This window comes from Streptomyces wedmorensis (assembly GCF_000716445.1).
In the GTDB taxonomy this organism is placed as follows: domain Bacteria; phylum Actinomycetota; class Actinomycetes; order Streptomycetales; family Streptomycetaceae; genus Streptomyces; species Streptomyces wedmorensis.
Window position 1 is genome coordinate 189,975 of record NZ_JNWK01000017.1, and the last position, 21,223, is coordinate 211,197.

A 21,223-nucleotide genomic window follows, 5' to 3' on the forward strand; every position below is an offset into this window, starting at 1 on the left:
GGCACTCGCCGAGGCCCGTCACCCGTAAGGAGGAATCGGGGGCGGGGCCCTGACAAGGGCCTCGCCCCCGATTCCCGTACGACATGTCGTCGTTACCGGCCATTCAGACGCGCTTGCGACGCTCACGCAATGAAGCGCTCCGTGTCCAGCCTCCCCATCGGGAGACTTCCCGGCCCCACGGCCCGCTCCGACGCGCCCGACCACCCCTTCACGCGGGAGAATGGGCGCATGAGCCAGCAGCCCGCCGAGGTCCCGGTCCAGTCCTCCGCCACGCCGTCCGCCCAGCCCTCGCTCGGTTCCATAGCCGCGCACCGCCCGCTCGTGGTCGACGCCAGCGCCACGGCGGACCTGGAGCACGATCTGGATGCCGATCCCGACACGTACGAGGACGACGGCACACTGGGCGACACGCTGCCCCAGGGGCGGTTCCTCGACCGTGAGCGCAGCTGGCTCGCGTTCAACGAACGGGTCCTCGAACTCGCCGAGGACCCGACGACACCCCTCCTCGAACGGGCCAACTTCCTCGCGATCTTCGCGTCGAACCTCGACGAGTTCTTCATGGTCCGAGTGGCCGGCCTCAAGCGCCGCATCGCGACCGGCGTGGCCACCCGCTCGGCCTCCGGCCTCCAGCCCCGCGAGGTCCTCGACCTGATCTGGACGCGGTCGCGCGAGCTGATGGCCCGGCACGCCGCCTGCTACCAGCAGGACGTGGCCCCGGCGCTGGCCGACGAGGGCATCCACCTGATCCGCTGGCCCGAGCTCACGGAGAAGGAGCAGGCGCGGCTCTTCACCCTGTTCCGCCAGCAGATCTTCCCGGTGCTCACCCCGCTGGCCGTGGACCCGGCCCACCCGTTCCCGTACATCTCGGGTCTGAGCCTCAACCTCGCCGTGGTCGTACGCAACCCGGTCAGCGGCCACCGCCACTTCGCGCGCGTCAAGGTGCCGCCGCTGCTGTCCCGCTTCCTGGAGGCCTCGCCGCAGCGGTACGTGCCCCTGGAGGACGTGATCGCGGCACACCTGGAGGAGCTGTTCCCCGGCATGGAGGTGCTCGCGCACCACATGTTCCGGGTGACGCGGAACGAGGACCTGGAGGTCGAGGAGGACGACGCGGAGAACCTGCTCCAGGCGCTGGAGAAGGAACTGATGCGGCGCCGCTTCGGGCCGCCGGTGCGCCTGGAGGTCGAGGAGTCCATCGACCCGTACGTCCTCGACCTGCTGGTCCGCGAGCTGAAGGTCTCCGACGCCGAGGTGTACCCGCTGCCCGGCCCGCTCGACCTGACCGGCCTCTTCGGGATCGCCGGGCAGGACCGGCCCGAGCTGAAGTACCCGAAGTTCGTCGCCGGCACCCACCGGGACCTCGCCGAGGTCGAGTCGGCGTCCGCGCCGGACATCTTCGCCGCGCTGCGCGAGCGCGACGTGCTCCTGCACCACCCGTACGACAGCTTCTCGACCTCCGTCCAGGCCTTCCTGGAACAGGCGGCGGGCGACCCGGACGTCCTCGCGATCAAGCAGACGCTGTACCGGACCTCCGGCGACTCGCCGATAGTGGACGCCCTGATCGACGCCGCCGAGTCCGGCAAGCAGGTCCTCGTCCTCGTCGAGATCAAGGCCCGCTTCGACGAGCAGGCCAACATCAAGTGGGCGCGCAAGCTGGAGGAGGCCGGCTGCCACGTCGTGTACGGCCTCGTCGGCCTCAAGACCCACTGCAAGCTGTCGCTCGTCGTCCGCCAGGAGGGCGAGCTGCTCCGCCGGTACTCGCACGTCGGCACCGGCAACTACCACCCCAAGACCGCCCGGCTGTACGAGGACCTCGGCCTGCTCACCGCCGACCCGCAGGTCGGCGCGGACCTCTCCGACCTGTTCAACCGGCTCTCCGGCTACTCCCGCCGCGAGACGTACCGCCGCCTCCTGACCGCCCCCAAGTCGCTGCGCGACGGCCTGGTCTCCCGGATCACCAAGGAGATCGCCCACCACCGCGCCGGCCGGCCCGCGTACGTGCGGATCAAGGTCAACTCGATGGTCGACGAGGCCGTCATCGACGCCTGCTACCGGGCCTCCCGGGCCGGGGTCCCCGTCGACATCTGGGTGCGCGGCATCTGCGCCGTACGGCCCGGGGTCGCCGGCCTCTCCGAGAACATCCGGGTCCGCTCGATCCTCGGCCGCTTCCTGGAGCACTCCCGGGTCTTCGCCTTCGGCAACGGCGGCGAACCCGAGGTCTGGTTCGGCAGCGCCGACATGATGCACCGCAACCTGGACCGCCGTATCGAGGCCCTCGTCCGGGTCACCGACCCGGCCCACCGGGCCGCCCTCACCCGGCTCCTGGAGACCGGGATGTCCGACACCACCGCCTCCTGGCACCTCGGCCCCGACGGGAACTGGACGCGGCACGCGACCGACCCCGAAGGCCGCCCCCTGCGGCACGTCCAGGAGATGCTCATCGACGCGCGGAGGCGCAGGCGTGCACAACCCTGACCACTCGGCGGACGTCACGGCGGGCGAGGTCCTCGCCCCCTACCTGCACGCACGGGCCGCGGACTTCCTCCGCGGCCTCCGCCTGCACGGCGAAAGCGGCTCCGACTCGGCCGGGGCGGAGGACGCCACCCGCACCCTCCGCGCCGCCTCCCGCCGCATCAGCGCCACCCTCCACACCTTCCGGCCGCTGCTCGACACCGCCTGGGCCGACCAACTCCGCACCGAACTCGCCTGGCTCTCCGGCACCCTCGCCCTGGAACACGCCTGCACCTCCCGCCTCGTCCGCCTCGTGGACGCCTTGTCCCGCCTGTCGAACGGGACCGGGGGCGGCGCGGCCGGCTCCCCCGCCGACGGCGCCGGCGGCAGGCCGCCCGTGCCCGCCGCGCGGGGCGGCGAGGCGCACGGGCTCACCGTGGGCGCCGCCCGGGCCGGGGCCCTCCTGGAGCGGCAGCTGACGCTGGCGCGGACGCGGGCGCACTCGGCCGCGCTCCAGGCACTCGGCTCGGCGCGTTTCCACGCCGTCGCCGACGCCGTCGCGCTCCTCGCCTCCGAGGTGCCGCTCGGCCCGATCGGCGCGGCCCCCGCCGTGGAGGTCCTGGACGGACCCGCCGAGGTCGCCGAGCGGCGGCTCCTGGACGCGGTGGCCGGGCTGCCCCTCACCCGGGCGGCCCACCCGTACAACGCCGAGGCCCTCGGTCTCGGCGCCGGGGAGAACCAGGACGCGCCCTGGCACCAGACGCGGCTGCTGCTGCGCCTGCACCGGTACGCCTCCGAGGCCCTGGACACCGGCGGCGAACCCCACTCCGCCCTGTACGAGGCGGCCCGCGCCCTCGACCGGCACCGCGACGCCGCGGAAGCCGCGACCGCGGCCGCCACCGCCGCGCGTACCCCCCGGATCGCCCCGGCCACCGCGTACGCGCTCGGCGTCCTCCACGCCGACCAGCGCCACGAGGTCGAGGCCGCCCGGTTCGCCTTCCAGCAGGCCTGGCGGAGAACCACCGCCCCGGTCCCATGACCGACAGCCCTCCCATCCTCGCGGCGGGCTGCGTCCTGTGGCGCCCGGCGCCTTCCGGCCAGGGCATCGAGATCGCCCTGGTCCACCGGCCCAAGTACGACGACTGGTCCCACCCCAAGGGCAAGCTCAAGGCCGGCGAGTCGGTGGAGGCCTGCGCCCTGCGCGAGGTCCTCGAGGAGACCGGCCGCCACTGCGAGCTCGGCCCCCGCCTGCCCAGCGCCCACTACACGGTCGCCGGCCGCCCCAAGCACGTCACCTACTGGTCGGCCCGCGCCCTCTCGGGCACCTTCAGCCCGACCAAGGAGATCGACGCCCTCCTCTGGCTCGCTCCTCACGCGGCGCGCCTCCGCCTCACCCAGCCCCGCGACCGCGCCCTCCTCGACGCCGCCGTCGCCCTTCCCCTCCCCTGACCCCCGGGCCGCGGCCCCGTCCCGCCACGCATGCCGGCCCCGCACCCGGGCTTACGGCACGGTTCACTTCCCGTTCACCCTCCCCCGTCGACCGCTTCACCTGTTCTGCCTAATTTCGGCCTTACACGGTGCACGGAGCACAGCGATGCACCCACCAAACCGACACACGCCGCCGTAGAACGTTCAGGACACTCGGTCCGCGACAGGGCGGCTTCTGGAAGGAACACCCGAAAGTGAAGCTTTCGCGCAAGAACGGGCTTCGCGCCTCCGCGATCGGTGCCCTCGTCGTCTCCGGTGCGCTCGTCCTCTCGGCGTGTGGTTCGGACAACAACACGGAGACCCCGACGAAGGACGGCTCCTCCAAGGCCGCCACCACCGCGTCGAACATCGCCTGTGACGGCGCCAAGGGCCAGCTCCTGGCCGCCGGCTCCAGCGCGCAGAAGAACGCCATGGACCTGTGGGTCAAGAACTTCCAGGCCGCGTGCTCCGGCGTCGAGGTCAACTACCAGGCCATCGGCTCCGGCGGCGGCATCACCAAGTTCAACCAGGGCCAGGTCGCCTTCGCGGGCTCCGACTCCGCCCTGAAGGACGAAGAGGTCGCCGAGTCGCAGAAGATCTGCAAGGGCGGCAAGGGCATCAACCTGCCGATGGTCGGCGGCCCCATCGCCATCGGCTACAAGCTGGACGGCGTGGACAACCTGGTCCTCGACGCCCCCACCCTGGCCAAGATCTTCGACACGAAGATCACCAAGTGGAACGACCCGGCGATCGCCAAGCTGAACCCGGGCGCCAAGCTCCCCGACACCACCATCCAGGCCTTCCACCGCTCGGACGAGTCGGGCACCACGCAGAACCTGGGCAAGTACCTGTCGGCCACCGCGAAGGCCGACTGGAAGTACGACCCGAAGACCAAGTCGTGGCCCGCCCCGGGCGGCCAGGCCGCCAACGGCTCCTCCGGTGTCGCCACCGCGGTCAAGGACGCCGAGGGCTCCATCGGCTACTTCGAGCTCTCGTACGCCACGGCCAACAAGATCTCCACGGTCAGCCTCAACACCGGTGCCGCCGCCCCGGTCGCCGCGACCACGGACAACGCCTCCAAGGCCATCGCCGCCGCGAAGGTCAAGGGCACCGGCAACGACCTGGCCCTCTCCCTCGACTACACGACCAAGGCCGAGGGCGCCTACCCGCTCACCCTGGTCACGTACGAGATCGCCTGCGACAAGGGCAACAAGCCCGAGACCCTCGCGACCCTGAAGGCGTTCCTCACCTACACCTCCGGCGAGGAGGGCCAGAAGGTCCTCTCCGAGGCCGGCTACGCCCCGCTCCCGGCCGAGATCGCGGCCAAGGTCCGCGCGATCGTCCCCACCCTGTCCTGACCCCCGGCCGGGTCCGGCCCCTCACCTCCCGTGGAGGGGCCGGACCCGGCATCCGGTGCACCGCCGCCAGGGCCCCGTACCCGTACGGGACCCGCAGACCGGAGAAAAACCCATGGCTTCCACGACACCAGACATACAGAGGAGCCGGCGCGCCAAGAACGCGTCCCGCCCCGGTGACCGCATCTTCAGCGGCCTGTCCCGAGGCTCCGGCATCACCCTCCTCGTGATCATGGCCGCGATCGCGGTCTTCCTCACCTACCGCGCCGTCCTCGCCATCTCGAAGGACAGCACCAACTTCTTCACCACCTTCGAGTGGAACCCGGCCGCGAACCCGCCGGTGTTCGGCATCGCCGTCCTCGCCTTCGGCACGATCGTCTCCTCGATCATCGCGATGCTCATCGCCGTGCCCGTCGCGATCGGGATCGCGCTGTTCATCTCGCACTACGCCCCGCGCAAGCTGGCCAAGCCGCTCGCGTACGTCGTCGACCTGCTCGCCGCCGTGCCCAGCATCATCTACGGCCTCTGGGGCGCGATCTTCCTCGTCCCGTACCTGGACGGCCTCAACAAGTGGCTCGACCAGTACCTGGGCTGGACGTACATCTTCGACAAGTCCAGCGACGGCGTCGCCCGCAACCTGTTCACCGTGGGCATCCTGCTGGCGATCATGATCCTGCCGATCATCACCAACGTCACCCGCGAGGTCTTCCTCCAGGTCCCGAAGATGCACGAGGAAGCCGCCCTCGCCCTCGGCGCCACGCGCTGGGAGGTCATCCGCATGTCGGTGCTGCCCTTCGGCCGCTCCGGCATCATCTCCGCCTCCATGCTGGGCCTCGGCCGCGCACTCGGCGAGACCATGGCCGTCGCCGTGGTCCTCTCCCCCAGCTTCCTCATCTCGGGTCACCTGCTCGACCCGGGCGGCGGCACCTTCGCGCAGAACATCGCCGCCAAGTTCAACGAGGCCAACGAGTTCGGCCGGGACGCCCTGATCGCCTCCGGTCTCGTCCTCTTCGCCATCACCCTGCTGGTCAACGGCGCCGCCCGCTGGATCATCGGCCGCCGCAAGGAGTACTCGGGGGCCGCGGCATGAGCCACGCCATACAGGATCGTCCGGTCTCGGTGGCCCCGCGCCGCGGGTCCCTCTCCCACGCCAGGCTCCCCCGCTGGACCCCGGCCGCCATCGCCGCCGGCTCGATCGCCGGAGGCATCGGCATCGGCCTCGGCGCGGGCTGGCACAGCAAGGTCCAGTGGGGCATGATCGCCGCGCTGCTCTTCGTCATCGGCACGTACGCCCTGACCAGCAAGGTCGAGGGCAGCCGTCAGGCCAAGGACCGCGTCGCCACCAGCGTCGTCTGGGTCTGCTTCGTCCTCGCCGTCATCCCGCTGCTCTCCCTCGCCTGGGTCACGGTCAGCAAGGGCATCGGCGTCCTCGACGGCTACTTCCTGACCCACTCGATGAACGGCGTCCTCGACGCCGAGGCCGGCGGCGGCGTCTACCACGCGCTGCTCGGCACCATCGAGCAGGTCCTCATCGCGACCCTGATCGCCGCGCCGATCGGCCTGCTGACCGCCGTCTACCTCGTCGAGTACGGCGGCGGGAAGCTCGCCCAGGCCGTCACCTTCTTCGTCGACGTCATGACGGGCATCCCGTCGATCGTCGCCGGCCTCTTCATCCTCGCCACCTGGAACCTGATCCTGGGCTTCGGCCCCTCCGGTTTCGCCGGCGCGATGGCCCTCGCCATCCTGATGATGCCGGTCGTGGTCCGCTCCACCGAGGAGATGCTCAAGCTCGTCCCGAACGAGCTCCGCGAGGCCTCCCTCGCCCTCGGCATCCCCAAGTGGCGCACCATCCTGAAGGTGGTCCTGCCCACCGCGATCGGCGGCATCACCACGGGCGTCATGCTCGCGGTCGCCCGCATCACCGGTGAGACGGCCCCGGTCCTGCTCCTCGTGTTCGGTACGAAGCTCATCAACCCGAACCCCTTCGAAGGCGCCCAGTCCTCCCTGCCGCTCTACGTGTACGAGCAGTTCGCGGTCGGCACCGACGCCGCGATGGCCCGTGCGTGGGGTGCCGCGCTCGTCCTGATCGCCTTCGTCATGATCCTCAACCTGGTGGCCCGCGGCATCGCCCGCTGGAAGGCCCCGAAGACCGGCCGCTGACCGCGGCTACATTGGAAGTAGTGATTCACATGGCCAAGCGAATCGACGTCAGCGGCCTCTCCGCCTACTACGGCGCCCACAAGGCGATCGACGACATCTCGATGACCGTCGAGCCCCGCTCCGTGACGGCCTTCATCGGACCCTCCGGCTGCGGCAAGTCCACCTTCCTGCGCACCCTGAACCGCATGCACGAGGTGACCCCCGGCGGCCGCGTCGAGGGCAAGGTGATGCTCGACGACGAGAACCTGTACGGGTCGCACGTCGACCCGGTCGCCGTGCGCCGCACGGTCGGCATGGTCTTCCAGCGCCCCAACCCCTTCCCCACCATGTCGATCTTCGACAACGTGGCGGCGGGCCTGCGGCTCAACGGCAGCTACAAGAAGTCCCAGCTGGGCGACATCGTCGAGCGGTCCCTCAAGGGCGCCAACCTCTGGAACGAGGTCAAGGACCGCCTGAACAAGCCGGGTTCCGGCCTCTCCGGCGGTCAGCAGCAGCGCCTGTGCATCGCGCGGGCCATCGCCGTCGAGCCGGACGTCCTGCTCATGGACGAGCCGTGCTCCGCCCTCGACCCGATCTCCACCCTCGCCATCGAGGACCTGATCGGCGAGCTGAAGGAGCGCTTCACGATCGTCATCGTGACGCACAACATGCAGCAGGCCGCCCGCGTCTCGGACCGCACCGCCTTCTTCAACCTGGCGGCCGTCGGCCAGCCCGGCAAGCTCATCGAGCTGGACGACACCGAGCGCATCTTCTCCAACCCGAGCGTCCAGGCGACCGAGGACTACATCTCCGGCCGCTTCGGCTAGACCGCTCACCCCCGAGCCGTCATACGGTGCTGCATGGCGGTGCCACCGTGATGACGAAGGGCCCGGCTCCCCCACCAGGGGAGCCGGGCCCGTTTTCGTGTGACGGGTCCGTCAGCCGAAGAACAGCCGCACCACGTAGTAGCTGGCCGCGGCGACCAGCGCCGCCGCCGGCATGGTGATGAACCAGCCGAGGATGATGTTCTTCGCGACGCCCCAGCGCACCGCGTTGACCCGCTTCGTCGCTCCGACGCCCATGATCGCGGAGGTGATGACGTGCGTCGTGGAGATCGGGGCGTGGAAGAGGAACGCCGAGCCGAACATGATCGACGCGCCCGTCGTCTCCGCCGCGAAACCCTGCGGCGGGTCCAGCTCGATGATCTTGCGGCCGAGGGTCCGCATGATGCGCCAGCCGCCCGCGTACGTACCCAGGGAGAGCATCACGGCGCAGGCGATCTTCACCCACACCGGGATGTCGTCGCCGGCCTGCTGCACGTCGGCGATGACCAGCGCCATCACCACGATGCCCATCGTCTTCTGGGCGTCCTGGAGGCCGTGGCCGAGCGCCATGCCGGCCGCCGACACCGTCTGCGCGATGCGGAAACCGCGCTTGGCCTTGTGCGGGTTGGCCTTGCGGAACATCCAAAGGATCACGCACATCACCAGGTAACCGGCCACGAGACCGACGACCGGCGAGATGAACATCGGGATGACGACCTTGTCGAGCACCCCGCCCCAGATGACCTCCGTGCCGCCGGCGAGCGCCGCGCCCACCATGCCGCCGAACAGCGCGTGGGAGGAGGAGGACGGCAGACCGAAGTACCAGGTCACCAGGTTCCAGATGATCGCGCCGACCAGCGCGGCGAAGAGGATGCCCATCCCCTTGTCGCCGTGCGGCGTCTCGATCAGTCCCTCGCTGACGGTCTTGGCGACCCCGCTGCCCAGGAAGGCGCCCGCGAGGTTCATGACCGCCGCCATCGCCAGCGCCGCGCGGGGCGTCAGCGCCCGGGTCGAGACCGAGGTGGCGATGGCGTTGGCGGAATCGTGGAAGCCGTTCGTATACGTGAAGCCGAGCGCGACACCGATGGTCACGATCAGAGCGAAGGTGTCCACGAAGCTCAGGACTCCTTGACCGCGATGGTCTCCACCGTGTTGGCCACGTGCTCGAACGCGTCGGCCGCCTCTTCGAGGACGTCCACGACCTGCTTGAGCTTCAGCACCTCGATGGCGTCGTACTTGCCGTTGAAGAGCTGGGCGAGCAGCTTGCGGTGGATCTGGTCCGCCTGGTTCTCCAGCCGGTTGACCTCGATCCAGTACTCGGTGAGGTTGGCCATCGTCCGGAGGTTCGGCATGGCCTCGGCGGTCAGCTCGGCCGCCCGGGCCAGGACCTCGATCTGCTGCTCGACACCCTTGGGGAGCTCTTCGATGTTGTAGAGGACGACCAGGTCGACGGCCTCTTCCATGAAGTCCATGATGTCGTCGAGGGACGACGCGAGGGAGTAGATGTCCTCGCGGTCGAACGGCGTGATGAAGGAGGAGTTCAGCTGGTGGAAGATCGCGTGGGTGGCGTCGTCGCCGGCGTGCTCCGCTGCCCGCATCCGCTCCGCGATCTCGGCCCGGGCGGAAGGCTCCGCTCCGAGCAGTTCCATCAGGAGCTTGGAGCCCGTGACGATGTTGTCCGCGGACGCGGCGAACATGTCGTAGAAGCTCGTCTCCCTGGGGGTCAGACGAAATCGCACGTGAGGTCCTCGGGGTGCTGGGTTTCGGTCAGGCTGATGCTAGGCGCATCATCCGGCCACGGCTAACCGGCGTCCTCTCAGTGTCGCCCATCAGGCACAGTGAACCGCAGGGACCCCCGCCCGGAACGGCGAGGATCGGTACCATATACCCACGAGGGGTATACACCCCCTTTCTGGACAACGGGAGGACGCGATGACGACCACCGAGGCGGACCAGGTCACCCCCGACACCGTCGACACCGTCGAGCCGGCCGACCACGGCCACGGCGTGCACGGCTACCACAAGCAGAAGGACGAGCACCTCAAGCGGCTCCGCCGGATCGAGGGCCAGATCCGCGGCCTGCAGCGGATGGTCGACGAGGACGTCTACTGCATCGACATACTCACTCAGGTGTCGGCGTCGACGAAGGCGCTCCAGTCCTTCGCGCTCCAGCTCCTCGAGGAGCACCTGCGGCACTGCGTCGCCGACGCGGCCGCCACCGGCTCGGGCATCGACGAGAAGGTCGAGGAGGCCACGAAGGCCATCGCCCGCATGCTGCGCACCTGACCACCCGGCCCGGGTCCGTACCCCCCGAGGGGACCCCGACTCCCGCCCGCTTCCCGTACGGCCCGGCGATCGTGGAACCCGTACGGCCCAGTGGTCGGGGATCCCGTACGGCCCGGCGGTCGGGGACCCCGTACGGCCCGACGGTCGTGGAACCCGTACGGCCCGGCGGTCGGGGATCCCGTACGGCCCGGCGGTCAAAGGTCCTAGGCGGCCCGTTCGGCCGCGACGCGCAGGACCTCGTCGATCCGGTCGGCGCTGAGCCGTTCCCCGTCGGCGGCCGAGGCCGCGATGATCAGGTCGCCGCACAGTTCGATCTCGGCGAGGGCGACGCAGTCCGGGTCTGCGGGCACGGTTGCTGTACCGGGCGGGGCCACGCGCATCCACCTCTTCCTGCCGGCGTCGGTCTCCCAGCGGTCTCCCAGCGTAGGGACGGGGCCACACACCGCGCATGACACGTCCGGACCATTTGCCGATGGTCCGCACCATCACCCGGCCAGGTCAGGCCTCGATCTTCCCGGCGTAGATGTGCCGCCGGTCCGGCAGCGTCACCGTGACGGGCGCCCCGAAGCCGTACAGCAGCGTCGTCGACGCGACCGCGACCGTACGGCCCTGGTTGCTGAAGCTGAACTGGTGGCGCACCTTCCGCAGCCGCCCCTCCCGGTCCAGGTACGCGTCGAACGGCACGGTGTCCTTGGCGAACCCTTTCGCCGCCGCGGCGAGCGCCCCCCGCAGCTGCGGCGAGGCCACCCGGGCCGCGTAGGCGATGTCGGCCACGCCCCGGTAGTGGCCGACCTTCACCCCTGCCAGCAGGATCTCGCCGACGTACGTGGCCTCCCGGGCACCCCGCAGCAGCTCGGCCGCCGCGCCGGGGTCGGTCGCGCCGCCGGTGACGAGGTTCCCGTCGTCGAGGGTGGTGGTGTCGACGCGGACCCACTTGTCGGCGGGCACCCCGGCCCCGCGGTTCTTCATGTAGAGCGCGCCGGGGGTGAAGAGCTCGGTGATCGGCCGGTGCTCGTCGGCGCCGGCCGCGTCCTTCGGCAGCACCACCTGGAGCCGGCCGGTGCGGCGCCGGAAGTCGTAGCCGCCCTCGCCCCGAATCGTGACCCGGGTACCGCCCGCCGCCATCTCCATGGAGGTGCTCGCCTTGGAGGTCCCGGCCTTCACCAGCGCGTCGGCGGCGTTCCGTACGGTGAGGACGGGGTCCTCCACGGCCTTCGGGTCCTCGGGGGCCGTGCACCCGGAGAGCGCGGCGGTCCCGGCGAGGGAGCCGACCAGGACGGCGGTGACGGCGAACGCCCCGCTCCTGCGCCCCCGCGGACGCCCGTAAGGCTGCACCACCATGTCCTGCCAACCCCCAACGCCTCACCGCTGTTTGTCCGGGACCCGCCCTCCCCCGGCCCCACGGGCCTGGGGGCGCCCGATCCGCATAACGACGGTCCGGGCGTGCCGTCACGCGCAGTACGGTGGTGGGGTGCACCCGCAGGCCACGGCCCACACCACCACGACCACGGAGCGCGGCTCGTTCGCGCTGGCCCGCTGTAGCTGCGGATGGACCGGCCCGGCCCGCAGATCCCGGGACCGCGCCCGCACGGACGCCGCGGAACACGCCCGTACGAACAACGCCTAGGTGTATTGATCCGGCGGCTCTCCGTCCGCCGGAACGGGCTTCAGGCCGCGAGGTCGTTCTGGCCGGTGGCGGGGCCGCCGAGCCGGGGCTCGGGGATGCCGACCGTCTCGGGGCGGCGCCCGCCGCCGGCCCGCCGGGAGCGGACGAGCCGGGTGCCGGTGGCGGAGCGGGCGACGGCGGCGACGACCGGGGTCAGCAGGGCGAGGGCGAGCGGGGCGAGGAGCAGGGCCACCGCGGTGCCGAGGGCGAAGCCGCCGATGACGTCGGTGGGGTAGTGGACGCCCATGTAGACGCGGGCGAAGCCTTCGGCGAGGGCGAGGCCGATGGCGGCGAGGCCGAACCCGCGGTGGGCGACGAAGAGGCCGACGCCGAGGGCCATGGCCAGGGTGGCGTGATCGCTGACGAACGAGAAGTCGGTCTTGCCGTCGACGAGGACCTCGAGGCCCTGGTGGTCCCTGAAGGGCCTCGGGCGCTCGACGAAGCCGCGGATGGGGATGTTGACGAGCAGGGCGACGCCGGCGGCCAGCGGGGCCCAGACCAGCGCGGCGACGGCCGTGACGGAGTCCGCCTGGGTGCCGCGTCGGCGGACGCTCCACCAGCACCACAGCACGACGAGGACCATCCCGAGCACGATCCCGTACTCGCCGACGAACTCCATGACGCGGTCGAACCACGGCGGAGCGGCCTTGGCCAGTCCGTTGATGTCGTAGAGCAGGCTGACATCGGGGTTCGAACCGTCCGATGCGAGTACAGCCATCTCCTGCGGCCCCTTGCTCTCGTGTCTGTCGTCCAACCCCCGTGGTCAGAGTGGTCGGATCGGGGAACGAACCGCCTGAGGCGTACGTTCCGCTCGCTCCGGTGGATCATGAGGACGTTATCGAAGAGAGACGGTTCTCCGCAGCTCAGGGCCAGTGCATGACGGAGAGTTCCGGCCATGCCCCATACGCCCCGAAGGTGCCCGCGGCCCCTCCGACGGACCCTCCGACGGCCCCTCCGGCCCCGTTACGCCTGCGGGAGATGGGTCGGCAGCGCCGCGGCGCCCTCCGTCGTGACCCGGGTGGCACCGAAGTAGTCCGGCGTGTCCATCCGGCTGAAGCGGATCACCGCCCCGGTACGCGGCGCGTCGATCATGTACCCGCCGCCGACGTAGATGCCGACGTGCCGGATGGCCCGCGAGTTGGTCAGGTCGTCCGAGAAGAACACCAGGTCCCCGGGGAGCAGTTCCTCGCGCGAGGGGTGCGGACCGGCGTTGTACTGGTCGTTGGCGACGCGCGGCAGCGTGATGCCGACGCTGTCGTACGCGGCCTGGGTGAGACCGGAGCAGTCGAACCGCCCGTTCTGCGCGGCCGTGCCCGTACCGCCCCAGAGGTACGGCGTGCCGAGCTTCCCCTGCGCGAAGTGGATCGCCCCCGCGGCCTGCCGGGACGGGTCGACACGGCCCACCGGCCGGGCGAAGCTCTTCTCCAGGGACCGGATGATCCGCACGTAGTTCCGGGTCTCGCTGATCGGCGGCACCCCGCCGTACTTGATGACCCGGTACGCGCCCGCGTTGTACGCGGCCAGCATGTTGTTCGCCGGATCCCCCGGCACGTCCTTCACGTAGCCGGCGAGTTCGCAGTCGTACGAGGCGGCCGAGGGGATCGCGTCCTTCGGGTCCCAGATGTCCCGGTCCCCGTCCCCGTCGCCGTCGATGCCGTGACCGGCCCAGGTGCCGGGGATGAACTGGGCGATGCCCCGGGCGTCCGCGGAGGAGACGGCCCGCGGGTTCCAGCCGCTCTCCTGGTAGAGCTGGGCGGCGAGGAGGGCCGGGTTGATGGCGGGGCAGAGGTTGCCCCAGCGCTGCACGAGACCCTGGTAGAGCGCGGGCACGGAGCCCTTGGCCAGCGCCACGGTGCCGTTCGCGGAACCGCCCGCGCCGCCGGCGAGACCGGCCGCCGCCGAGTACGTGCCGACGACGAGCAGTGCGATGAAACCGAGGCAGACCCCGAGGCCCCCGCCGGCCATCAGCCACGCCTTGCCAGCCCTACGCACCGTCAACCACCCCTCGGTTCATGGCAGTACGCCCCGGGAACCCAGTCTAGGCGGCGAGGGCCCCGATGGGGACGTTGCGCGACACCCCGGTCACGCGCCGAAGGCGTTCGACCGGCGCCGCCCACTGGAACGAACGCTCTACCCACCTCGCCGAGGCCCGCCCTAGGCTCGGCCCATGCAGACCAGCAGCACCCGCGACCGCATCGTCGCCGCCGCCTCGCGCCTGATCCGGCGTCAGGGCTACACCGGCACCGGCGTCAAGCAGATCGCGAAGGAGGCGGACGCCACCCTCGGCTCCGTCTACCACTTCTTCCCCGGCGGCAAGGAGGCCCTCGCGGTCGCCGCCCTCGAACACGGCCGCGAGCAGTTCGCCGGCCTCCTGCGCGCCGCCCTCGACGGCGAGGACGACCCCGCCGCCGCCGTCGACGCCTGCGCCTGCCTGCTGGCCCGCGAACTCCGCGCCTCCGACTGGACCGACGGCTGCCCCGTCACCGCCGCCGCCCTGGAGACCCTCGGCCCCGGCAACCCCATACAGCGGGCCTGCGCCGACGCCCTCTACTCCTGGCGCAACCTCATCGCCGACAAACTCCTCGACTGCGGCCTCCCCGACGCCGAGGCCCGCGACCTGGCCGCCACCGTCGTCCACACCCTCGAAGGCGCCCAGGCGACCGCCCAGGTCACCCGCAGCGAGGAGCCCCTCCTCCTGGCGGGCCGTCACCTGTCGCGCCTGGTCGCCTCGTACACCTGACGCCGCCCCAAGAGTGCACCAACGACAATCATTGCCCGGAGTCACTCTCCGTGATACACAGAGTGACCATACGCTTCTTCGCATGAGAAACCGGCCACACCACCGCAGGTCAAGACGGTCAGACCGGTCAAGTGTGCGGGGATCGGGTAAAGAGAGCCGTCAAGCCGTCACACGTGGACGGTTTCATCAGCGAAGATAGGGCGATGACCCATGCCGTCCGGCAGGGGCAGATAACTACCCAACAGGGGCGGTGAGTTACATGTACCTGGCGGCCGAGAAGGGCGACATCACCACCATCATCGGTGGAATCGCCCCGAACTGGGGACCTTTCGGGAGCCTCGGCGCCGAGGCCAAGATCATGATCGAGGTCGTGATGGCCGTGGCCATCCTGCTCTGCCTCGGCATCGCCATCTGGGGAGCGGCCAAGCAGCGCATCGGCGCGACCGCACTCCGCGACACGTTCAGCGCGGAACAGGGCAAGGGCCTCATCGTCGCCGGCCTGACCGGCGTCTTCATCATCGGATCACTCGGCACGCTGTTCACCATCGTGTATGGGATGGCCGTCTGATCTCCCGTCGGACCCCATCCATCTGAGGCCTGTTGATGTCGCGTTCCCTGATGCCCAGCCATGTTGCAGCACTGTCGTACCCGCGAACGAGTGAGGGGGCCTACCCGGCATGAGTCCCGGCGACGAGCACGACAGCTTCGGCGGCGTGGGCGGCTCGGGCCAGACCCGGACCCGCCTGCCCGAGGGCAACAGCGGAGACGTCTACGGCGGCGCACCCCGCCGCCCCGTCCGCAGCTCCCGCTCCCTCATCACGGTCGTGGGCGTGGTGGTCGTCCTCGTAGCCGCCATCGCCTTCGCCAACCGCGGCGGCGGCGACCCCGCCGACGCCGCCGGCCCCCGCGCCGGCACCCCCGGCGACACCGCCCCCACCGCCGCCACCGGCATCCGCCCCGTCTCCGGCAAGAACGGCGCCATCCCCACCGGCTACGCCCACGACGACCAGGGCGCCCAAAGCGCCGCCACGAACTACGCGGTGGCGCTGGGGTCGGCGGAGATGTTCACCGCTTCGGAGCGGAGCGAGATCGTCCACGCGGTCTACGCGCCCTCGGCCATCGCCGCTCGTCAGGGCGACCTCGACAAGGTGTACACCGACAAGGACTTCCTCAGCCGGATCGGCCTCCAGGAGGACGGCACGGCACCGCAGGGGCTGACGTTCATCTCCCGGGTCATCCCCGTGGGCGCGAAGGTCGAGAGCTACGACGAGGACAAGGCGACGGTGGCGGTCTGGTACTCGTCGCTGTTCGGGCTGGCCGGTGAAGGCTCCCGGAACCCCGTGTCCGAGGCCTGGTACACGGGCTCGTACGAGCTCCAGTGGGTCGGCGGCGACTGGAAGGTCACCGGCTTCAGCCAGCAGGACGGTCCGGTGCCCGTCGGCCGCGACCAGCGGGCCTCCACGTCCCAGGAGATGAGCGACGCCGTCGGCCAGTTCGGAGGCTTCACCTATGCCCGGTAAGCGCCTCCCCCACGGTGCGCGGATCGTCGCGGCGCTCGGCGCGGCGCAGACGGCCGTCGTGCTGTTCGCCGGCCGTGCCCTCGCGGCACCCACGCCCACACCCACACCCAGTCCGAGCGGCAGCAACAACCCCTGCGACCTCATCCGCGGTCCCGCACGGGACTACTGCGAGAACGGACGCGGGGGAACCGGAGCCGACAAGGCTCCGCTCACCGACCCCACCACTGCCCTCGATCCCCTGTCCTCCCTCGCCCGTGGCTGCGCCGAGGCCGCCGTCACGATCGTCGACAAGCTGTCCCTGGCGGTCAAGGAGACCGCCGACGTCGACTTCACGAACACGCAGTTCCTCGGCCGGTACGCGATCGTCTTCGCCGCCGCGACGTTCCTGACGCTGCTGCTGTGGCTGCTCGCGGTCGCGAAGCGGGCCGTCCGGGGCGTGCCGCTCAGCGTCGCCCTGTCGGAGGCCATCGGCTTCCTGTGGCTGACGGTCCTGGCGTCCGCGTTCACCCCGCTGATCCTGTACACCGTCGTGAACGCCACCGACGCCGTCACCGAGGTCATCGCCTCCGGCACCGGCCAGCAGACCGACGTCTTCTTCGGCAGCTTCAAACAGGCCCTGCAGAAGGGCGACAGCATCGGTGGCGGGCCCATCATGCTGATCATCGTGTCGCTGGTGACCGTCCTCGCCGCCGGCGTGCTCTATCTGGAGCTGTTCCTCCGCGCCGTGATGCTGTACGTCGGCGCGCTCCTCGGCGTCGTCGTCTACTCGGGCCTCGTCGACAAGAACATGTGGGGCCACGTCCGCCGCTGGGCGGGCATCATGATCGCGGTGATCCTGGTCAAGCCGATCATCGTGATCGTCCTCGGCCTGGCCGGGGCGCTGTCCTCCGGCACCGGCCCCGACTCGTTCTCCGCCGTCGTCTCCGGCCTGGCGATCATCCTGCTCGCCATCTTCGCCTCCGCGATGATCTACCGCTTCGTCCCGGGCTTCGGCGACGAGATCGCCGCCTCCCGCAACAACCGTCTCCACCGCGCCGGCGAGAACGCGGCGGCGGCCGTCATCTCGTCCCCCGCGTCCCTCGTCTCCCAGGGCATCAAGACGCACAGCACCCGCGACAGCGGCGGTGGCGGCCAGTCCGCGGGCTCCGGCCCCCGTCCCGCCAACCCGATGTCGGGCGGCATGGCCGCCCACAGCAGCCGCGGCGGGAGCGGCGGCGCGACGCCCCCGCCCGCACCCCGTAGCGGCAGTCCCACCGCGGGTACTCCGCACAGCAACCGCAAGAACTCTGGAGGTGCAGGGCGTTGACGACCCAGTCCCAGCCGGTCGCGCCCCGCCGTACGTATCTCGTGGGCCGTGCCCGGCCGAACGCGATCGTCGGCAAGAACCGCGAGACCGGCGAGATCGCCCTGATCATCGTCGGCGCCTTCCTCGGCATGATGAGCGGACTCCTCGTCCCCCTCCTCCCCCTGCGGATCGCGCTGCTCGCCGGCCTGCCGATGATCGCGATCGCGGCCGTGTACCTCCCGTACAAGCACCGCACGTTCTACAAGTGGTTCGAGATCAACCGCAGCTACAAGCGGATGCTCAAGCGCGGTACGGCGTACCGCTCCGTCGTCGTCGAGGCCGGCACCCGCCTGGACGGCCGCGAGGTCGAGGTCGGCCCGCCGCCCGGCATCGGCCGGGTCGGCTGGCTCGCCGCCCCCTTCGGGCCCGACGAGATCGCCGTCCTGCTGCACGCCGACCGCCGTACGGTCACCGCCGCCATCGAGATCGAGGGCCCGGGCGTCGGCCTGCGCGACAGCGAGGACCAGGAGGCCCTGGTCGACCGGTTCGGCACCCTCCTGAAGCACGTGGCCAACGGCGACGGCTTCGTGACCCGCCTCCAGATGCTGGCCCGCACCCTGCCCGCCGACCCCGACGCGCACGCCAAGGACGTCGGCCAGCGCGGCGACCCGCACGCGCCCGCGTGGCTCCAGGAGTCGTACGACCAGCTCCAGTCCATGGTCTCCACCTCCAGCGAGCAGCACCGCGCCTACCTCGTCGCCTGCATGCACTACACGCGCGAACTCGCCGCCGAGGCCAACGCCATGGCCCGCGCCGCCCGCCACGCCTCCGGCGCCCGCAAGCTCGACCGCGACGCCGGCCTCGCCGTCGTCATGGCCCGCGAGCTCACCGACATCTGCGCCCGTCTCGCCGAGGCCGACATCCGCGTCCGCCAGCCCCTCGGCCAGTCGCGCCTCGCGTCCCTGGTGCACTCCATGTACGACCCGGACCACCCCATCGACCACATCCAGGCCATGACGAAACGAAACGCTTGGCCCGCCGAACTGGACGCGATGGAACCGACGTACCTCCAGGCCAAGACCCGCGAGTCGTCCACCCGCGCCCCCTGGTGCCACGCCACCGCCTGGGTGAAGGAGTGGCCGATGACCCCGGTCGGCGTCAACTTCCTCGCCCCGCTCCTCGTCCACACGCCGGACGTGATCCGCACGGTCGCCGTGACCATGGACCTGGAGCCCACCGAGGTCGCCATCGAGCGCATGCTCACCGAGAAGACCAACGACGAGGCCGACGCCAGCCGCGCCGCCAAGATGAACCGCACGGTCGACCCGCGCGACATCGCCGCCCACGGCCGACTCGACCAGCGGGGTGAAGATCTCGCCAGCGGCGCTGCCGGAGTGAACCTCGTCGGGTACATCACGGTGTCGTCGCGTTCACCCGAAGCCCTCGCCCGGGACAAGCGCACGATCAGGGCCTCCGCCGGCAAGTCCTACCTGAAGCTGGAGTGGTGCGACCGCGAGCACCACCGGGCCTTTGTGAACACCTTGCCGTTCGCGACCGGCATCCGCCGCTAGGGCCGAAGGGGCACAGACCGATGCGAGATCCGCTGTCCGTCCTCACCGACGCCTTCACCTCCTTCCTCTTCGGGAAGGTGGAGACGACCCGCCTGCCCGTCCGCACCTCCACCGGCCAGGCCCAGGCCGTCTACCTGCCGACGGCCGCGCCCGGCCTCGGCGACTCCGGCGTCATCATCGGCCGCGAGGTCTACAGCGGGAAGGGCTACATCTACGACCCCTTCCAGCTGTACGGGCAGCAGCTCCCCGCCCCCCACTGGCTCGTCCTCGGCGAGTCCGGCAACGGCAAGTCGGCGCTCGAGAAGACGTACGTGCTCCGCCAACTCCGCTTCAGGGACCGGCAGGTCGTCGTCCTCGACGCGCAGGGCGAGGACGGCGTCGGCGAATGGAACCTCATCGCGCAGGAGCTGGGGATAACCCCCATCCGCCTGGACCCCATGGTCGCCAACGACTCCGGGATCCGCCTCAACCCGCTCGACCCGTCGATCACCACGACCGGTCAGCTCGCCCTGCTCCGGACGATCATCGAGGTGGCGATGGGCCACGGCCTCGACGAGCGCTCCGGCTTCGCGCTCAAGGTCGCCCACGCCCACGTCGTCGAGCACACCACCCACCGCCAGCCGATCCTCACCGACATCGTGGAGCGGCTCCGCCACCCCGAGGCGGAATCCGCCGAGTCGATGAACGTCGACATAGACGATGTACGGGCCTGGGGCCTGGACGTCGCCCTCGTCCTCGACCGGCTCGTCGACGGCGACCTCCGCGGCATGTTCGACGGCCCGACGACCGTCGGCATCGACCTCGACGCGCCCCTGATCGTCTTCGACCTCTCCCACATCGACCGCAACTCCATCGCCATGCCGATCCTCATGGCGATCGTCGGCGTCTGGCTTGAGCACACCTGGATCCGGCCCGACCGGAAGAAGCGCATCTTCCTCGTCGAGGAGGCCTGGCACATCATCAACAGCCCCTTCGTGGCCCAGCTGTTCCAGCGCCTCCTGAAGTTCGGCCGCCGGCTCGGCCTGTCCTTCGTCGCCGTCGTCCACCACCTCTCCGACGTCGTCGACGGAGCGGCGGCCAAGGAGGCCGCGGCGATCCTCAAGATGGCCTCCACCCGGACCATCTACGCCCAGAAGGCCGACGAGGCACGCAACACGGGCCGTGTCCTCGGCCTGCCCCGCTGGGCGGTCGAGATCATCCCGACCCTCACCCCCGGCATCGCGGTCTGGGACGTCAACGGCAACGTGCAGGTGGTCAAACACCTCATCACCGAACGGGAACGCCCGCTCGTCTACACCGACCGCGCCATGACGGAAGCATCCGTCACGGACCCGGAACTGGAGTGGGAGACCGAGCAGCGCGCGATCCTCGTCGAGCAGCAGATGAACGGCTCGTCGCAGTCGACGGTGGCGTAGATGGACGCGGAACGGAAGGGCGGAGGAGTCTCCGACGGGCTGCTGCTCAGCCTGTTCGGCCTCCTCCTCTGCCTCACCGTCCTGGTGTGGACGGCGACCGGCCTCGCCGGCCTCTTCGCCCACGGTGCCTGGCCTCGGGGGCTCGCCTTCACCGGCACCCCCTCGGCCCTCCGTTCCCTCGCCACCGCCCCCACCGACCTCCCGGCCGCCTGGCCCGCCACCCCGCCGGAACAACTCTCCGGCTACGGCCTCTTCTGGGGCCTCCTCATCGGCGAGGCCATGATCCTCCTGGTCCTCGCGATCTTCGCCCTCGGCACCTTCACCCGCTGGCGCGCCGTCCGCGCCCACCGCAAAGCGGGCACGTACGACACGCTCCACCCCCGGAACCCCCGGAGCACGCCCGTACAAGAACAGGCAGAGCCCGTACGGGAGAAGCCAGAGCCCGTACGGGACACCCCAGAGGCCGTAAGGGAAGCCCCCGAGCCCCTCCAGGCCGCCCCCGCCCGG

21 protein-coding genes and 1 pseudogene are annotated in these 21,223 nt (G+C 70.7%); 16 read left to right on the forward strand and 6 right to left on the reverse strand.

Translation table 11 applies throughout. The annotated features are described in order from the left end of the window. Nucleotides 1-228 precede the first annotated feature (228 nt). The 7 genes from OO54_RS16450 (at nt 229) to pstB (ending at nt 8,236) form a co-directional block, all read left to right on the forward strand. On the forward strand, nt 229-2,472 hold the full coding sequence (locus tag OO54_RS16450; protein WP_033203802.1) for an RNA degradosome polyphosphate kinase: 2,244 nt from the start codon (nt 229-231) through the stop codon (nt 2,470-2,472). Beyond that, nucleotides 2,459-3,487, forward strand: a complete 1,029-nt coding sequence (locus OO54_RS16455; protein WP_033203804.1) for a CHAD domain-containing protein — start codon at nt 2,459-2,461, stop codon at nt 3,485-3,487. Before OO54_RS16450 ends, OO54_RS16455 begins: the two co-directional genes overlap by 14 nt. Beyond that, nucleotides 3,484-3,897 (forward strand): NUDIX hydrolase, encoded by a 414-nt coding sequence (locus tag OO54_RS16460; RefSeq protein ID WP_033203806.1) that lies wholly within the window; start codon nt 3,484-3,486, stop codon nt 3,895-3,897. Before OO54_RS16455 ends, OO54_RS16460 begins: the two co-directional genes overlap by 4 nt. 233 nt (nt 3,898-4,130) lie before the next feature. Beyond that, entirely contained in the window at nt 4,131-5,273 is a 1,143-nt protein-coding gene (gene pstS / locus OO54_RS16465; protein WP_017242374.1) for a phosphate ABC transporter substrate-binding protein PstS, read from the forward strand. Nucleotides 5,274-5,385: 112 nt separating this feature from the next. Then, nucleotides 5,386-6,360, forward strand: coding sequence for a phosphate ABC transporter permease subunit PstC (gene pstC, locus OO54_RS16470; protein ID WP_033203808.1), 975 nt, complete (start codon nt 5,386-5,388; stop codon nt 6,358-6,360). Next, entirely contained in the window at nt 6,357-7,430 is a 1,074-nt protein-coding gene (gene pstA, locus OO54_RS16475) for a phosphate ABC transporter permease PstA (RefSeq protein WP_033203810.1), read from the forward strand. Before pstC ends, pstA begins: the two co-directional genes overlap by 4 nt. A 29-nt stretch (nt 7,431-7,459) precedes the next feature. Beyond that, nucleotides 7,460-8,236 carry a phosphate ABC transporter ATP-binding protein PstB gene (gene pstB, locus OO54_RS16480; protein WP_017242371.1) on the forward strand — a complete coding sequence of 259 codons (777 nt, stop codon included), beginning with the start codon at nt 7,460-7,462 and terminating at the stop codon, nt 8,234-8,236. A gap of 111 nt (nt 8,237-8,347) precedes the next feature. On the opposite strand, the gene OO54_RS16485 is transcribed toward pstB, so the two are convergent. Beyond that, nucleotides 8,348-9,346, reverse strand: a complete 999-nt coding sequence (locus OO54_RS16485; protein WP_033203811.1) for an inorganic phosphate transporter — start codon at nt 9,344-9,346, stop codon at nt 8,348-8,350. Nucleotides 9,347-9,351: 5 nt separating this feature from the next. Continuing rightward, nucleotides 9,352-9,972 carry a DUF47 domain-containing protein gene (locus OO54_RS16490; protein WP_033203812.1) on the reverse strand — a complete coding sequence of 207 codons (621 nt, stop codon included), beginning with the start codon at nt 9,970-9,972 and terminating at the stop codon, nt 9,352-9,354. A gap of 193 nt (nt 9,973-10,165) precedes the next feature. Here OO54_RS16490 and OO54_RS16495 point away from each other — a divergent pair, with 193 nt between their 5' ends. Beyond that, the gene (locus OO54_RS16495) at nt 10,166-10,519 is read left to right on the forward strand and encodes a metal-sensitive transcriptional regulator (RefSeq protein ID WP_033203813.1); all 354 of its coding nucleotides are present in this window, start codon (nt 10,166-10,168) and stop codon (nt 10,517-10,519) included. 203 nt (nt 10,520-10,722) lie between these two features. Here OO54_RS16495 and OO54_RS46400 read toward each other — a convergent pair whose 3' ends face one another. Continuing rightward, nucleotides 10,723-10,869, reverse strand: coding sequence for a hypothetical protein (locus OO54_RS46400; protein ID WP_200146784.1), 147 nt, complete (start codon nt 10,867-10,869; stop codon nt 10,723-10,725). Between the two features lie 148 nt (nt 10,870-11,017). Beyond that, complete coding sequence (locus OO54_RS16500; protein ID WP_033203814.1) at nt 11,018-11,860, reverse strand: SCO4651 family lipoprotein; 843 nt, start codon at nt 11,858-11,860, stop codon at nt 11,018-11,020. A gap of 130 nt (nt 11,861-11,990) precedes the next feature. On the opposite strand from OO54_RS16500, the gene OO54_RS46405 reads away from it, so the two are divergent. Next, nucleotides 11,991-12,146 (forward strand): hypothetical protein, encoded by a 156-nt coding sequence (locus OO54_RS46405; protein ID WP_167348141.1) that lies wholly within the window; start codon nt 11,991-11,993, stop codon nt 12,144-12,146. A 40-nt stretch (nt 12,147-12,186) separates the two neighbouring features. Here the strand turns inward: OO54_RS46405 and OO54_RS16505 are convergent, their stop codons facing one another. Continuing rightward, nucleotides 12,187-12,903 carry a phosphatase PAP2 family protein gene (locus tag OO54_RS16505; RefSeq protein WP_033203815.1) on the reverse strand — a complete coding sequence of 239 codons (717 nt, stop codon included), beginning with the start codon at nt 12,901-12,903 and terminating at the stop codon, nt 12,187-12,189. A 245-nt stretch (nt 12,904-13,148) separates the two neighbouring features. Continuing rightward, a complete protein-coding gene (locus OO54_RS16510; RefSeq protein ID WP_033203816.1) occupies nt 13,149-14,150 on the reverse strand; it encodes a C40 family peptidase in 1,002 nt (333 codons plus the stop codon). A gap of 202 nt (nt 14,151-14,352) precedes the next feature. Between OO54_RS16510 and OO54_RS16515 the strand changes: the two genes are divergently transcribed. From OO54_RS16515 to OO54_RS16545, 7 genes and pseudogenes are all read left to right on the forward strand, one after another. Further along, the gene (locus OO54_RS16515) at nt 14,353-14,925 is read left to right on the forward strand and encodes a TetR/AcrR family transcriptional regulator (protein WP_033203818.1); all 573 of its coding nucleotides are present in this window, start codon (nt 14,353-14,355) and stop codon (nt 14,923-14,925) included. A gap of 259 nt (nt 14,926-15,184) precedes the next feature. After that, on the forward strand, nt 15,185-15,493 hold the full coding sequence (locus OO54_RS16520; protein ID WP_017242359.1) for a hypothetical protein: 309 nt from the start codon (nt 15,185-15,187) through the stop codon (nt 15,491-15,493). A 109-nt stretch (nt 15,494-15,602) separates the two neighbouring features. After that, nucleotides 15,603-16,445, forward strand: a complete 843-nt coding sequence (locus OO54_RS16525) for a DUF8175 domain-containg protein (RefSeq protein ID WP_033203820.1) — start codon at nt 15,603-15,605, stop codon at nt 16,443-16,445. Continuing rightward, the gene (locus OO54_RS16530; protein WP_033203822.1) at nt 16,435-17,751 is read left to right on the forward strand and encodes a membrane protein; all 1,317 of its coding nucleotides are present in this window, start codon (nt 16,435-16,437) and stop codon (nt 17,749-17,751) included. Before OO54_RS16525 ends, OO54_RS16530 begins: the two co-directional genes overlap by 11 nt. After that, nucleotides 17,748-19,301, forward strand: coding sequence for an SCO6880 family protein (locus tag OO54_RS16535; protein WP_033203824.1), 1,554 nt, complete (start codon nt 17,748-17,750; stop codon nt 19,299-19,301). The genes OO54_RS16530 and OO54_RS16535 overlap by 4 nt, the downstream gene beginning before the upstream one ends. Nucleotides 19,302-19,321: 20 nt before the next feature. Continuing rightward, on the forward strand, nt 19,322-20,716 hold the full coding sequence (locus tag OO54_RS16540; RefSeq protein WP_017242355.1) for an ATP-binding protein: 1,395 nt from the start codon (nt 19,322-19,324) through the stop codon (nt 20,714-20,716). After that, nucleotides 20,717-21,223, forward strand: a pseudogene (locus OO54_RS16545) (type VI secretion protein); the annotation flags it as partial.